We start from the raw sequence: 13768 nt of genomic DNA, 5'->3' as shown, positions 1-13768 counted from the left end.
ATGGGCATACTCGACGAGAAGATCGTCCTCATCACCGGAACCGGCGGCGGCATGGGACGGGTCGCCGCCCTGGTCTTCGCCAGGGAGGGCGCGCGCGTCGTGGGCGCCGACATCAACGCCGACGGGAACGCCGAGACCGTCGACATGGTGCGCACCGCGGGCGGCCTGATGACGGGCTTCGCGCCGGTCGACCTCACCGACCCCGAGCAGGTGCGTGAGCTGGTGGAGAACGCCGTGGGCGTGTACGGCGGTCTGGACGTGGTCTTCAACAACGCGGCCCTGCAGCGTTTCGGTCCCCTGCCGGACTTCTCCGTGGAGGACTGGCGGACGACCGTGGCGGGCGAACTCGACATCCCCTTCTTCGTGTCGAAGTACGCCTGGCCGCATCTGGTCGCGCGCGGCGGCGGCGTGCTGATCAACGTGGCCTCGGAGGCGGGCATGATCGCCGGCGCGCAACCGCCGATGGTGGCGCACACGGCCGCCAACGCCGGAGTGATCGGCATGACCCGGCAGATGGCCCTGGAGGGCGCCCCGCACGGCATCCGCGCGGTGGCCGTCAGTCCGGGCCCGGTGCTCACCCCGGCCAGCGACCGGGACCTCGGCGACAACCAGGAACTGCGTGAGGCGATCACCGCCAAGACGCTCCTCAAGCGCTTCGGGCGCCCCGAGGAGGTGGTGGAGCTGGCCGCCTTCCTGGCCTCGGACCGGGCGTCCTACATCACCGGTGCCAACTACGCCGTGGACGGCGGCTCGAGCGCCTGGTGACGGACGCGGACGCCACGGCGGGCGGCCCGGTGACGCGGCCGGCCCGGGACGTGACCGTGCGGCGGACCTGGCGGGTCCGCCGCGGGGTCACGTGGCGACGTTCTGCAGTGCCGCGGCGAGCTTCCTGAGGTCCAGCTCCGTCAGGTGGTCCAGGAAATGGCGCCGCACCGAGGCCAGGTTGCTGGGCCACGCCTCCTTCAGCCGGGCCAGGCCCGCGTCGGTCAGCCGGGCATTCAGGCCCCGGGCGTCCTCCTCGGACCGGATCCGGCGGATGAGCCCCTGTGTCTCCAGCCTCGTCGCCAGGCGGGTCATGCCGCTGAGGGACATCTCGACCGAGGCGGCGAGTTCGCTCATGCGCAGCTGCCGGTCCGGGGCCTCCGACAGATTCGCCAGGGCCAGGTACTCGACGAGCGACATGCGCTGTTCGCGCAGCATGTCGGCGTCGATGGCGCGGGGCAGGGCGTAGATGACACGGCTGAGCGACCGCACCACGGCCTCCTCGTCCGGGGTGAGGGGCTCGGGCTGCTGCTCAGCGGTGTCCGGCTTCCGCGCGACGCGTGACATGGCGCCATGCTACGTGCCTCCCGAGAGGCCGGACCCGCGGCGGGGTACACGAGGGCGCCCTGCCGCACGCCGGGCGATGTCGTGCCCGGAGGTGGACACTGGAAGGACGCGCCCAGTCGACCATCCGAGTGCACGGAGGCGGGCATGAACGGCACTTCCCGGGCCTACGACGTGGTGGTTCTCGGAGCGGGACCGACGGGGGAGAACCTCGCCGACCGCACCCGCGCCGCCGGACTGACGACGGTGATCGTGGAGAACGAACTGCTCGGCGGCGAATGCTCGTTCTGGGCCTGCGAACCGAGCAAGGCGCTGTTGCGCCCCGTGCTGGCGCGTGCCGACGCCCGGCGCGTCCCGGGGCTGCGCCGGGCGGTCGAGGGCCCCCTCGACGTGCCCGCGGTCTTCGAGCACCGTGACGCGATGGCCGCGCACTGGCAGGACGCGGACCAGGAGGAGTGGCTGGACTCGGTCTCCGTGGATCTGGTGCGCGGGCACGGCCGGTTGAGCGGCCCCCGCCAGGTCGTCGTGGACACGCCGGACGGCGAGCGGGTGGAGCTGACCGCACGGCACGCGGTCGGGGTGTGCACGGGCACGGTCACCGCGTTCCCGGACCTTCCCGGACTCGCGGAGACACGGCCGTGGACCAACCGGCAGGCGACGGCGGCGCGGCACGTGCCGGACCGGCTCGTGGTGGTCGGCGGCGGGGTGGTCGCCGTGGAGATGGCCACGGCGTTCCGGGCGCTCGGCTCCCGGGTGACGATGCTGGTACGCGGCGGGCTGCTGGGCCGGATGGAGCCGTTCGCCGGGGAGATGGTGACGGACGCGCTGCGCGAGGCCGGGGTGGACGTGCGGTTCGGCAGGTCGGTGGCCGGCGTGGAGCGCGAGGACGGCGGGGACGGGCCCGTGCGGGTCACGACGGACGACGGGGACACGGTGGTCGCGGACGAGATCCTGTTCGCCACCGGACGCGCTCCGCACACCGGCGACATCGGCCTGGAGACCGTCGGCCTCACCCCGGGCGACTGGCTGCCGGTGGACGACTCCTACCGCGTGCCGGAGATCACCGAGGGCTGGCTGTACGCGGTCGGGGACGTCAACCACCGCGCCCTGATGACCCATCAGGGCAAGTACCAGGCGCGGATCGCGGGCGCCGTGATCGGGGCACGCGCCAAGGGCGAGCCGCTCGACGACGGCAGGTGGGGGCGGCACGCCCCGACCGCCGACAGCGCCGCCGTGCCGCAGGTCGTCTTCACCGAGCCGGAGGTGGCGTCGGTGGGCCCGACCGCCCGGGAGGCCGAGCGGTCGGGGCTGAAGGTCGACGTCGTGGACTTCGACATGGGGAAGATCGCCGGTGCGGTGCAGTACGCGGAGGGGTACCGGGGCCGGGCGCGGGTGATCGTCGACAGCGAGCGCGGGAACGTCGTCGGGGCGACCTTCGTGGGCCCGGGCGTCCAGGAGCTGCTGTACTCGGCGACCGTCGCCGTCACCAGCGAGGTGCCGGTGGCCCGGCTGTGGCACGCCGTCCCGGCGTTCCCCACGATCAGCGAGGTGTGGCTGCGGATCCTGGAGACGTACCGGGACAGCGACGGCTCGGCGGCCTGACGGGCTGACCCCGGCGCGGCCTGACGGGCTGACCCCGGCGGCCTGGGCCGCCGGGGTCGGCTCGGGCCGCCGGGGTCAGTTCGGGGTGAGCACCATGCGGAAGCGTGCGCTGCCGTCCATCATCTTCCCGAAGGCGGTGTTCGCCTCGTCGAGCGGCAGGACCTCCGTCATGGGGCGGATGCCGTGCCGGGCGGCGAAGGTCATGGTGTCCTGCACGTCCTGCGCGGTCCCGGAGGGGTGGCCGCGCAGCAACCGCCCCTTGAGGATCAGCTGAAGAGGGCTGACCGGCATCGGGTCGGGTGTCGCGCCGACGACGACGAGCTCACCGCGCGGGGCGAGTCCGTCCACCGTGGCGGCCATGGCCTCGGAGTTGCCGGCGGTGGCCAGCACCACCTTCGCGCCGCCGAGCGCCTGGAGGGCCTCCCCGACGGGGCCCGCCGTGCTGTCGACGTAGTGGTGGGCGCCCAACTCCTTGGCGAAGTCGGCCTTGTCCGCACCGCGCGCGATCGCGACCGTCTCGTAGCCCATGGCCGCCGCGAACCGCACGGCCAGGTGCCCGAGGCCGCCGATGCCCTGGATCGCCACCACGTCGTCCGGCCGGGCGCCGCTGCGCCGCAGCCCGTTGTACACCGTGACGCCCGCGCAGGCCATGGGCCCCGCGTCGGTGGCGGCGAGCGCGTCGGGGATGCGGGCCAGGGCGTCGACGGGCGCGACGATCGCCTCGGCGAAGCCGCCGTCGTAGGCGTAGCCGGGGATTTTGAGGTTGTCGCAGACGATGAAGTCGCCGCGGCGGCACGGGACGCAGTGCAGGCAGCTGCCGCCGAACCAGCCGACGGTGACCCGGTCCCCCACCTGCCAGCCCATCTCGTCGGCTCCGTCACCGAGTTCGTCGATGCGGCCGGCTGTCTCGTGCCCCGGCACCAGCGGGAAGGGTACGCCGGGCATCCCGGCGGAGACGAACATGGCGTCGCTGCGGCAGACCCCGCAGGCCTCGACGGCGATGCGTACGTGACGCGGGCCCGGCCGGGGAACCTCGCGTTCCACGATTTCGAACGACCCGTTGGGAGCGGGTACTTGGGCGACTCGGTACGTGTTCATGGTGGTACTCCGGAGCCGGCGGCGACCGTAGGGGGGTGGTCCGCGCGCCGAGCGGGGTCGGGACGGACGGAGGTCGGGTGAGGGGCGGGACGTTCGCCCGGGGCTTGATGGTGCCCGGTGTCACCTCCTCCCGCGTCGCACGCGGGAGTGTCCATCCCACCACCGGTGCCCGGGGGCGGCAACACGGGACGGCCGCACCCCGGCGGGCGGCGGGCGGCCACCCCGCGGGACGGTCAGTCGCCGCGCCAGATGTTGTCGAAGGCCGCGGCCTCGATGGTGCGGCGCTGCCGCTCACCGGCCAGTTCCGTGACGGCCTGGAGCACGGCCGCGAGCACCGTCGTCCGCTCGTCGTCGAGCCCGTCGAACGCCTCGCCGCCCTGCTCGGTCAGTCCGACGGCGGCCACGAGGGCGCCGAGCACGGGCTCGCCCGACGAGCGGCGCCCCTCCGCCGCCCGCGCCGGCGACGGGTCGGCCGGAGCGGTGCGCTGCCGCCGCAGCGGGTTGCGGCTCCGCCGCTCGGGCTCGACGAGCCCCTCCTCCTCCAGGACGGTCCGGTAACGCCCGGCGAGGTCGCGGCCCCGGCGCCAGAGCCAGTCGTCCACGGTCTCGCCCGGTCCGCCGTCCGCCAGCCACTGCGCGGCCTCGGACAGCAGGCGGTCGCCGGCCGGCGCGGGTCCGGCGGGGACCAGGAGAGTGCCGTCGAGGGTGAGCGCCTCGGCGTCGAGGAGGTCGATCAGCTCCGCCCCCGCGAGGGCGAGCGACAGGTCGCCCTGCTCCACCACGGTCCTGTCCCGCGGGTCGGCGGCGACGAGGGCCAGGTCACGCGCTGTGGTCATGGTCAACTCCGGTACGGGCGGGAGGCCGTCACCTCCACGGTCGCACACCCGGGCCCGCGCGGCGCGTCCCGGCCTTCCCCCTTCCCGAGCTGCGAAGCTCCCCCGGATGGGTGATGCTGGACGTCCGGCGGCGAAGTGCCTTCCACACGCCTCGGCCGCCGACAACCGCGTCCGCACCGACCTGCGTCCCCACCTCGCCGGGCCACCCCATCCCCGTCCCCGGGACGACCCATGCCGATCTACACCTGCACCTGTGTCCAGGGCTCCCTGCCGTCCGACGTCAAGGACGGACTCGCCGCCGAGATCACCAGAATCCACGCCGACATCAACGGCGTCCCGCCCGACTACGTCAACGTCGTCTTCACGGAGACGCCCCGGGAGAACGTCTACGTCGGCGGCCGCCCCGGCACTCCCCTGCTGATCAACGGCTGGGCGCGGCGCGGCCATCCGCAGGACTCGACGACCCGGCTGGCCCTGGCGATCGCGGAGGCCGCGTCCCGCATCTCCGGCATTCCGCAGGAGCACGTGATGGTGGTGATCCTCGACAGCCCCGCGCGCTCCGCCGTGGAGGCGGGCCGCGTCCTGCCCGATCCGGGCCATGAGGCGGAGTGGCTCGCCGCGGGGCGCAGTTGAGGCGACCACCGCTTCTTCCCGGCCACCGACCGCTTCCTCCCGGCCACCGACTGCTTCTTCCCGGGCGACCGCCGCTTCTTCCCCGGCGACCGCCGCCCCTCCTTTCTGACGCACCCTTTCCGACCGTGCCGTTCACGAGCCTGAGGAGTCCTCATGCTGAAGGGTTACACCGTCCCGCTGTCCCCCAAGGGCGAGGCCAACATCGCGCCGGCACCGCCCTGGCACTACGCCGGCGACATCGTCGGCGTCGAGTTCTTCACCGAGCCGTCCGCCGCCGAGGCGACGCTGCCCGAGGGACTGGACCCCGACCCGGACACCTCGGGCAGGGTGGTCGCGTTCTTCGTGGACTGGCAGTTCAACGGCGAGCAGGACGAGTACCTCGACCCGGTCCGCAGCCAGTACCGGGAGTTCTTCGTGCTGGTCGACGCCCGGCACCAGGGCCGGCCCGTGTCGTGGTGCCCGTACATCTACGTGGACAACCACCACGCGCTCGCGCGGGGCTGGATCCAGGGGTTCCCGAAGAAGGCGGGCAACGTGCACCAGACCCGGGTGTTCGCGTCGCCCGGCAAGGCGTCGCCGACGCTCTCGCCCGGCGCCCGCTTCGGGGCGACCCTCTCGTCCGACGAGCGCACCCTGGCGGAGGCGCGGGTCACCCTGGAGGCGCCGATGGAGGACCCGTCGGCCCTGCTCGCCCGGGACACGATCAATCTGCGGCACTTCCCCACGCTGGAGGTCGGCAAGTACGACAAGCCGGCCGTGCACGAGTTGGTGCGCATGGACTACGCCGACCAGCAGGTGGCGGACGTGTGGACGGGCACGAGCGAGATCACGCTGTTCCCGGCCGTGGGCGAGGAACTCGCGGACCTCGCGCCGGTCCGGCCCGGCATGGGCTTCCGCGCGTCGATGTCCTACAACGTCACGCAGGTCGAGCCGCTGGGGTAGCACCGGCTCACCTCACCACGACGCTTCACCCCCCAGGACCCCGAGGACAGGGACCATCACCATGAGCACGACCGTCGCGGACCGCATGGTCAAGGCACTGTCGGCGTCCGGCGTCCGCCGCGTCTACGGCCTCCCCGGCGACTCCCTCAACGGCTTCACGGACGCACTGCGCCGCAACGGCTCCGTGCAGTGGACGCACGTCCGGCACGAGGAGACGGCCGCCTTCGCCGCCGCCGGCGAGGCCTCCCTGACCGGTGAACTCGCCGTCGCGGCGGGCAGTTGCGGCCCCGGCAACCTGCATCTGATCAACGGCCTGTACGAGGCCCAGCGCAGCCGGGTGCCCGTCCTGGCGATCGCCGCCCACATCCCGAGCGACGAGATCGGCGGCCAGTACTTCCAGGAGACGCACCCGCAGGACGTGTTCCGCGAGTGCAGCGAGTTCTGCGAACTGGCGAGCACGGCCGAGCAGGTGCCGCGGCTGCTGCACACGGCCATGCGGACCGCCGTCGAGCGGGGCGGGGTGTCCGTGCTGGTGGTCCCCGGCGACATGCTGCTCGCCGCGCTCGCCGACCCGGGCCCGTACACGCACCCGGTTCGCGGGACGCGGTCGCGGGTGACGCCCGCCCGCGAGGCCCTCGCCGAGGCCGCCGACGTCCTCAACGGCGCGGATCGGGTGACGATCCTCGGCGGCGCGGGCTGTGCGGGCTGCCACGACGAGGTCATGGCGCTGGCCGGCACCCTGCGGGCACCGGTCGTGCACTCGCTGCGCGGCAAGGAGCACCTGGAGTACGACAACCCCTTCGACGTCGGTCTGACCGGCCTGATCGGGTACAGCTCGGGCTACCGGGCGATGGAGCACTGCGACGCCCTGCTGATGCTGGGAACGGACTTCCCGTACCGGCCGTTCTACCCGCCGTCCGACGTGCCGGTGGTGCAGGTCGACATCCGCGGCGAGCACATCGGGCGGCGCACCGGGGTGCGGGTGCCGCTGGTGGGGACGGTCGCGGACACGGCCGGCGCGCTGCTGCCGCTGCTGCGCGAGAAGCCGGACAGCGGCTTCGCCGACAAGCTGACCAAGCACTACCGGCGCGTGCGGGCGCATCTGGACGACCTCGCCGAGGCGCGGCCGCACGACGCGCCGATGCATCCGCAGCACGTGGCGGCGGCGGTGGACCGGCTCGCGGAGGACGACACCATCTTCACGGCGGACGTCGGCACACCCACGGTGTGGGCGGCGCGGTATCTCACCATGAACGGGCACCGCCGGCTGATCGGCTCCTTCAACCACGGCAGCATGGCCAACGCGCTGCCGCAGGCCATCGGCGCGCAGGCGGCCGCGGGCAGGAGGCGGCAGGTGGTGGCGCTGTGCGGGGACGGCGGGCTCAGCATGCTGCTGGGCGACCTGATCACGCTGCGTCATCTGCGGCTGCCGGTGAAGGTCGTCGTCCTCAACAACGGCACGCTGTCGTTCGTCGAGCTGGAGATGAAGGCGGGCGGCATCGTCAACTACGGCACCGACCTGGACGACCTCGACTTCGCGGCCGTCGCCCGCGCCGCCGGCATCGTCGGTCTCCGGGCCGACCGGCCGGGCGAGCTCGACGACGCGCTGCGGGAGGCGTTCGTCCACGACGGCCCGGCCGTGGTCGACGCCCGCACGGCGAGCCAGGAGCTGTCCCTGCCGCCGCATCTCACCTACGACGAGGTGAAGGGCTTCTCACTGTTCGCCACGCGCACGGTGCTGTCGGGCGAGGGGAACGAGCTGCTGGAACTGGCGAAGACCAACCTGCACGAACTGCCTCTGCTGCACTGAGAGTTGCCCGTACCGCTCACACGGGGACGCCGCTCACGCGGCGAGCGTCTCGTCCTCCCGGCGGAGACCGGCGCGGCCGGCGGTGTACTGGTCGAGCAGGGCGTCGGCGGCGCGCAGGGCCTGCTCGGCGGTGCGGGAGCCGGTGATCACGCACAGCGTGTAGGTGGCGTCCTCGAGCGCACGGCTGGTGCGGCCGGTGGGCAGTACGTCGTGCTCGATCCGCGCCTGCGCGAACCGCGCCAGCACCGCCCGAAGCTCCTTCTCCGCCGGCATGATCATGATCGCTCCGTCTCCCCTCGTACAGGGCGCCCGGTGGGGCGCCGCACTTCCGGTTGCCCCGTGGGGAGAGGTCTATGCCTGTCGGTTGCCGGTGGCGCGGGTGGCCGACGGTGGACCGGGCGGGCGCGGGTGGCCGACGGTGGACCGGGTGGGCACCGGTGGCGCCTGTCCACCCCGAGAGGCGGCCTGACGGGCGAGGCGGCCTCCGGGGCATGACGGGCGGGCGGTCTTGCCCGGTGATCGGAGCCGCTGCGAGACTCCTGAACCGTCGCCTCTGGTAAGGGAGTTGGGCTTGTCGCCGAAGGGACCGCTACGGCCGCTGACCGTCCTCTTAGCACCGGAGAGCGCGTACGGGCCGACGAACAACTGCGCAGGGATCGGGGACGTCCTGCGCCGCCGGGGGCACCGTGTGGTGTTCGCCGCGGAGGCGTCCTGGAAGGGGCGTCTCGCGCCGCTCGGGTTCGAGGAGGAGCTGGTCGACCTGGCTCCGCCGCCCGACCAGCCCCAGGACGCGGGCCAGTTCTGGAAGGACTTCGTGCGCGACACCGCACCCGAGTTCCGGAAGCCGGCGATCGAGCAGCTGGAGACCTGGATCAAGCCGGTGTGGGAGGAGCTGATCTCCGGTGCCCGGTACTGCGAGCCGCGGCTGAAGGAGATCGTCGAGCGGGTCCGGCCGGACGTGATCGTCGAGGACAACGTCGTGTGCTTCCCGGCGTTGACCACGGCGGGCGTTCCCTTCGTGCGGATCGTCTCGTGCAACCCTCTGGAGATGAAGGGCGAGCACGTTCCGCCGCCGTTCTCCGGGCTGCCGGCGGCGGACCGGCGCGGGTGGGACGCGTTCCGCGCCGAGTACGACCGCACCCACCGGAGCCTGTGGAGCGACTTCAACTCCTGGGTGACCGAGCAGGGCGCGCGGCCGCTGCCCGACCTGGAGTTCATCCACGAGGGCGATCCGAACCTGTACGTGTATCCCGAGGCGGCCGACTACACGGACGCCCGTCCACTGGGCCCCACCTGGCACCGGCTGGACTCCTCGGTCCGCGAGACGGAGGACACGTTCACACTGCCGCCCGCCCTGGCCGACAGCGACGGCGGCGGCGGTGCGCTGATCTACTTCAGCCTCGGCTCGCTCGGCTCGGCCGACGTGGACCTCATGCGCGGGGTCATCGCCTCGCTCGCCCGCACCCCGCACCGTTACATCGTCTCCAAGGGCCCGGTGCACGAGGAGATCGAGCTGCCGCCGAACATGTGGGGTGAGGAGTACCTGCCGCAGACCCGGATCCTGCCGCTGGTCGACCTCGTGATCACCCACGGCGGCAACAACACGACCACCGAGGCCCTTCACTTCGGCAAGCCCATGATCCTGCTGCCGCTGTTCTGGGACCAGCACGACAACGCCCAGCGCATGGCCGAACTGGGTTACGGCGTCAGGCTCGATCCGTACCGCTTCACCGACGCCCGGCTCCACGACGCCATCGACCGTCTGCTCGGCGACACGGCTCTGCGGCGCACTCTCACCGAGACCGGTCGGACGATCCGCTCGCGCGACGGGCTGCACAGGGCCGCGGATCTGATCGAACGGGCCGCCGCAGGCTGATCCCGGAGATGGGCTTATGGTGGGCGCCCGCACTACCGCGGTCGAAACTATGGTGCCCCACCACATGTGCCACTGACCTGCGCATTCCTACGGTGTGGCGACACGCAACCGTCCCCGCAACGCCAGGAAGTGGTGCCGATGTCGTCGCCCTCTACCGCCCCACCAGCACGGAGCAACCTCAAGCGCATCGTCGCCGCCTCCCTCATCGGCACCACCATCGAGTGGTACGACTTCTTCCTCTACGGGTCCGCCGCCGCGCTCGTCTTCAACGAGCTGTTCTTCCCGGACTCCGATCCGCTGGTCGGCACGCTCCTGTCGTTCCTGACGTACGCCGTCGGGTTCGCCGCGCGGCCGATCGGCGCGTTGGTGTTCGGGCACTACGGCGACCGGCTCGGGCGCAAGAAGCTGCTGGTGCTGAGCCTGCTGATGATGGGCGGGGCGACCTTCGCCATCGGTCTGATGCCCACGCACGCCACCATCGGCAGCATGGCGCCGATCCTGCTGACCGTGCTGCGGCTGGTGCAGGGCTTCGCGCTCGGCGGTGAGTGGGGCGGCGCCGTGCTGCTGGTGTCCGAGCACGGTGACGCGCGCCGGCGCGGGTTTTGGGCGTCGTGGCCGCAGACCGGCGCGCCGGCCGGGCAACTGCTGGCGACCGGTGTGCTGGCGCTGCTGACCGCCGTGCTGTCGGAGTCGGCGTTCGGCGCCTGGGGCTGGCGGATCCCGTTCCTGCTGTCCGGTGTGCTGGTGATCGTCGGGCTGTGGATCCGGCTCTCCGTCGACGAGTCGCCCGTGTTCAAGGAGGCGCTGAAGCGTGCCGAGGCGCGCAAGGCGGAGGACGCCCCCGCCGAGCGCATGCCGCTCGTCGCCGTGCTCAAGCACCACTGGCGTGACGTGCTGGTGGCGATGGGCGCGCGGATGGCGGAGAACATCAGCTACTACGTGATCACCGCGTTCATCCTGGTCTACGCCACCACCTCGGCGGGGGTGTCCAGGCAGACCGCGCTCAACGCCGTGCTCATCGCCTCCGCGCTGCACTTCGCCGTGATCCCCGCGTGGGGCGCGCTGTCCGACCGGTGGGGCCGGCGTCCCGTGTATCTCATCGGCGCGGTCGGCGTCGGTCTGTGGATGTTCCCGTTCTTCGCGCTCATCGACACCGGCGGTTTCGGCGCCCTGCTGCTCGCGGTGACCGTGGGTCTCGTCCTGCACGGCGCGATGTACGCGCCGCAGGCGGCGTTCTTCTCCGAGATGTTCGCGACCCGGATGCGCTACTCCGGCGCCTCGATCGGCGCCCAGTTCGCCTCCGTCGCGGCCGGCGCCCCCGCCCCGCTGATCGCCACCGCGCTGCTGTCGGACTACGGCACCTCCACTCCGATCGCCCTCTACGTCATCGCCGCGAGCCTGCTCACGGTCGTCGCGATCCTGGCGGCCAAGGAGACCCGGCACCGGGATCTCACCGACGTGTCCCCCGAGACGGAGGACGGGGCGGGCGCCCCGGCCGCCCCCGGGAAGACGGAGGACGCGCGAGCCCTCTGAGCTCCGCCCGTACGACCCCGGCCCCCGTGTCCGCACCCCGGCGGACACGGGGGTCAGTGCTGGGCGGGCGGCGGCTGCGTGATGCCGGACAAGCGGTGCAGGCGCAGGGCCAGCTGTATCTCCAGGGAGCGCTGCGGGCTCTGCCAGTCGTCGCCGAGGAGGCGGCCGACGCGGTCGAGGCGCTGCGCCACCGTGTTGACGTGGACGTGCAGATCGTCCTTGGTGCGGGCCGGGCTCATCCCGCAGGCGAAGTAGGCGTCCAGCGTGCGCAGCAGCTCCGTGCCGCGCCGCTCGTCGTACGCCACGACCTTGCCGATGGTGCGGTCGACGAAGCCGGCGATGTCCCGCTCCCCCGCCAGCAGCAGCCCGAGGAACCCGAAGTCCTCGGCGGCGGAGCCGTCGCCCGCGCGGCCGAGGAGCCGCAGGGTGTCTAGGCAGCGCCGGGCCTCCGCGTACGCCGAGGCGACCGTGTCCGGGCGGGCCAGGAGGCGGCCGACCGGGGCGGACGCGCCGACCGTGACCGGTTCGTGCACGGCGGTGCCCAGCTCGCGGGCGGTGCGGCGGGCCAGGCCGGTGGCGGTGTCGCCGGGAGCGAGCGGCAGCAGCAGGACCGTGCCGCCGTCGCGGGCGGCGGCGAGGCCGTGCCGGGTCGCGGCGAGGTGGGAGGCGGCCGCCCACAGACGTCTGCGGGCGTCGGCCTCCTGGTCCGCGTCGGCGGTGCCGCCCTCCAGCCGGGCGGCGAGGACGGTGTGCGTGGCGTCGAGGTCGGCGCGCAGCCGGGTGGCGCGGTCCCGCAGCAGGCGGGGGTCCCGGTCGCGGGCGTCGAGCAGGTCGTCGAGCAGCTCGCCGCGGACGCGCTGCTCGGCCTCGGCGGCGGAGCGTCGGGCCAGCAGCAGCAGAGAGGTGACCAGGGCGGCGCGCTCCAGGGTGCGCTGGTCGACGGGGTCGAGGCCCGGGTGGCCGCGCAGCACGAGGGCGCCGGGCAGTTCGTCCCCGGCGGCGACGGCGGCGATCCAGTCGTCCCCGTGCCGCACGGCGTGGCCCTCGGCGCGGGAGGACTCCAGGGCGCGGGCGGGTGCCGCCGGTGCCTCGGTGAACTCGACGGTGCCGTCCAGCACTTCGGAGACGGCGGCGGCCACGTCGTGCACCCCGCCGCCGCGCAGGACCAGCTCGGCGAGCCGGTCGTGGACGTCGGAGGCGCGCTCGATGACGGCGCTGCGGTCCTGGATGATCTCGTTGGCCCGCTCCAGCCCGCTCAGGGCCTCGCGGGTCTCGGCGAGCAGGTTGGCCGTGTCGATGGCGGCCGCGGCGAGCGCCGCGAACGAGCCGAGGAGGGCGATCTGCTCCCGCTCGAACACGCGGGAGCGGCGGTCGGCGGCGAACAGCACCCCGATGACGTGGTCCCCGAGCGTCAAGGGCACCCCGAGGATCGCGACGAGCCCCTCGTCGCGCACCCCGCTGTCGATGGAGTGGGTGTGCTGGAAGCGGCCGTCGCGGAAGTAGTCGTCCGTGACGTACGGCCGGGCGGTCTGGGCGACGAGGCCGCCAAGCCCCTCACCCATGCCGAGGCGCAGCTGCTGGAAGCGGGCCGCCACCGATCCCTCGGTGACCCGCATGTAGGTGTCGCCCCGCTCCGGGTCGTTGAGGCTGAGGTAGGCGACGTCGGTGCCGAGGAGGGAGCGGGCGCGCTGCACGATCGCGCGCAGCACGGCGTCCAGGTCGCGCAGCCCGGCGAGGTCGTGGGCGGTCTCGAACAGGGCGGACAGCTCGGCCTCCCTGCGGCGGCGCCCCTCGATCTCGGAGCGCACGCGCAGGGCGAGCAGCTTCGCCCGCTCCAGGGCCGCGACCCGCTCGGCGGGGCGGCCCTCGGCGCGGGCGAGCAGCACCGGCTGCTCGTAGGCCTCGGCGGGGGCGCCGCGGGCGAGCAGCTCCAGGAACGGCGCCTCCGCGCCGTCGGCCGCGGGCCGGCCGGCGTCGGGGCGGGTCCGGTCCGCGGCGGCGGAGGCGGACCGTTCGGCGGACTGCAGGTGATCGCGGGGCATGGGTCTCAGGATTCCTCATCCGGCGGCCGCCCCGTCAGCCCTGTGGAAAACTCCGCCGGCCGACGGCCGG

12 protein-coding genes are annotated in these 13768 nt (G+C 73.3%); 7 read left to right on the top strand and 5 right to left on the bottom strand.

Annotated features, from left to right (window positions below; genetic code table 11):
- Positions 1-765 carry an SDR family NAD(P)-dependent oxidoreductase gene (locus ACQZOG_RS27045; RefSeq protein WP_430741907.1) on the top strand — a complete coding sequence of 255 codons (765 nt, stop codon included), beginning with the start codon at positions 1-3 and terminating at the stop codon, positions 763-765.
- Positions 766-852: 87 nt separating this feature from the next.
- Here the strand turns inward: ACQZOG_RS27045 and ACQZOG_RS27040 are convergent, their stop codons facing one another.
- Positions 853-1329: a MarR family winged helix-turn-helix transcriptional regulator gene (locus ACQZOG_RS27040; protein WP_051724629.1), complete on the bottom strand. Its 477-nt coding sequence runs from the start codon at positions 1327-1329 to the stop codon at positions 853-855.
- A 144-nt stretch (positions 1330-1473) separates the two neighbouring features.
- Between ACQZOG_RS27040 and ACQZOG_RS27035 the strand changes: the two genes are divergently transcribed.
- Positions 1474-2928: a dihydrolipoyl dehydrogenase family protein gene (locus tag ACQZOG_RS27035; RefSeq protein ID WP_033277106.1), complete on the top strand. Its 1455-nt coding sequence runs from the start codon at positions 1474-1476 to the stop codon at positions 2926-2928.
- Positions 2929-3003: 75 nt separating this feature from the next.
- Here the strand turns inward: ACQZOG_RS27035 and ACQZOG_RS27030 are convergent, their stop codons facing one another.
- Positions 3004-4026, bottom strand: a complete 1023-nt coding sequence (locus ACQZOG_RS27030) for an alcohol dehydrogenase (protein WP_191879811.1) — start codon at positions 4024-4026, stop codon at positions 3004-3006.
- A 233-nt stretch (positions 4027-4259) separates the two neighbouring features.
- The gene (locus ACQZOG_RS27025; RefSeq protein WP_193467216.1) at positions 4260-4862 is read right to left on the bottom strand and encodes a GOLPH3/VPS74 family protein; all 603 of its coding nucleotides are present in this window, start codon (positions 4860-4862) and stop codon (positions 4260-4262) included.
- A 231-nt stretch (positions 4863-5093) separates the two neighbouring features.
- On the opposite strand from ACQZOG_RS27025, the gene ACQZOG_RS27020 reads away from it, so the two are divergent.
- From ACQZOG_RS27020 to poxB, 3 genes are all read left to right on the top strand, one after another.
- The gene (locus ACQZOG_RS27020; protein WP_033277109.1) at positions 5094-5495 is read left to right on the top strand and encodes a tautomerase family protein; all 402 of its coding nucleotides are present in this window, start codon (positions 5094-5096) and stop codon (positions 5493-5495) included.
- Positions 5496-5648: 153 nt separating this feature from the next.
- Positions 5649-6437, top strand: coding sequence for an acetoacetate decarboxylase family protein (locus tag ACQZOG_RS27015; protein WP_033277110.1), 789 nt, complete (start codon positions 5649-5651; stop codon positions 6435-6437).
- 61 nt (positions 6438-6498) lie between these two features.
- Positions 6499-8247: a ubiquinone-dependent pyruvate dehydrogenase gene (gene poxB / locus ACQZOG_RS27010; RefSeq protein WP_359671417.1), complete on the top strand. Its 1749-nt coding sequence runs from the start codon at positions 6499-6501 to the stop codon at positions 8245-8247.
- A 33-nt stretch (positions 8248-8280) separates the two neighbouring features.
- Here poxB and ACQZOG_RS27005 read toward each other — a convergent pair whose 3' ends face one another.
- Positions 8281-8526 carry a DUF5133 domain-containing protein gene (locus tag ACQZOG_RS27005; RefSeq protein WP_033277112.1) on the bottom strand — a complete coding sequence of 82 codons (246 nt, stop codon included), beginning with the start codon at positions 8524-8526 and terminating at the stop codon, positions 8281-8283.
- A gap of 292 nt (positions 8527-8818) precedes the next feature.
- Between ACQZOG_RS27005 and ACQZOG_RS27000 the strand changes: the two genes are divergently transcribed.
- Positions 8819-10123, top strand: a complete 1305-nt coding sequence (locus tag ACQZOG_RS27000; protein ID WP_430741906.1) for a glycosyltransferase — start codon at positions 8819-8821, stop codon at positions 10121-10123.
- 138 nt (positions 10124-10261) lie between these two features.
- Positions 10262-11656 carry an MFS transporter gene (locus ACQZOG_RS26995; protein ID WP_193467219.1) on the top strand — a complete coding sequence of 465 codons (1395 nt, stop codon included), beginning with the start codon at positions 10262-10264 and terminating at the stop codon, positions 11654-11656.
- A gap of 53 nt (positions 11657-11709) precedes the next feature.
- On the opposite strand, the gene ACQZOG_RS26990 is transcribed toward ACQZOG_RS26995, so the two are convergent.
- The gene (locus ACQZOG_RS26990) at positions 11710-13698 is read right to left on the bottom strand and encodes a helix-turn-helix domain-containing protein (RefSeq protein WP_351030413.1); all 1989 of its coding nucleotides are present in this window, start codon (positions 13696-13698) and stop codon (positions 11710-11712) included.
- Between the last annotated feature and the right edge of the window lie 70 nt (positions 13699-13768).

Source organism: Streptomyces sp. P13-3-3, assembly GCF_050571355.1.
GTDB lineage: Bacteria > Actinomycetota > Actinomycetes > Streptomycetales > Streptomycetaceae > Streptomyces > Streptomyces althioticus.
The sequence above is the reverse complement of the archived record's forward strand: the minus strand, read 5'-3'. Positions and strand labels throughout refer to the sequence as shown.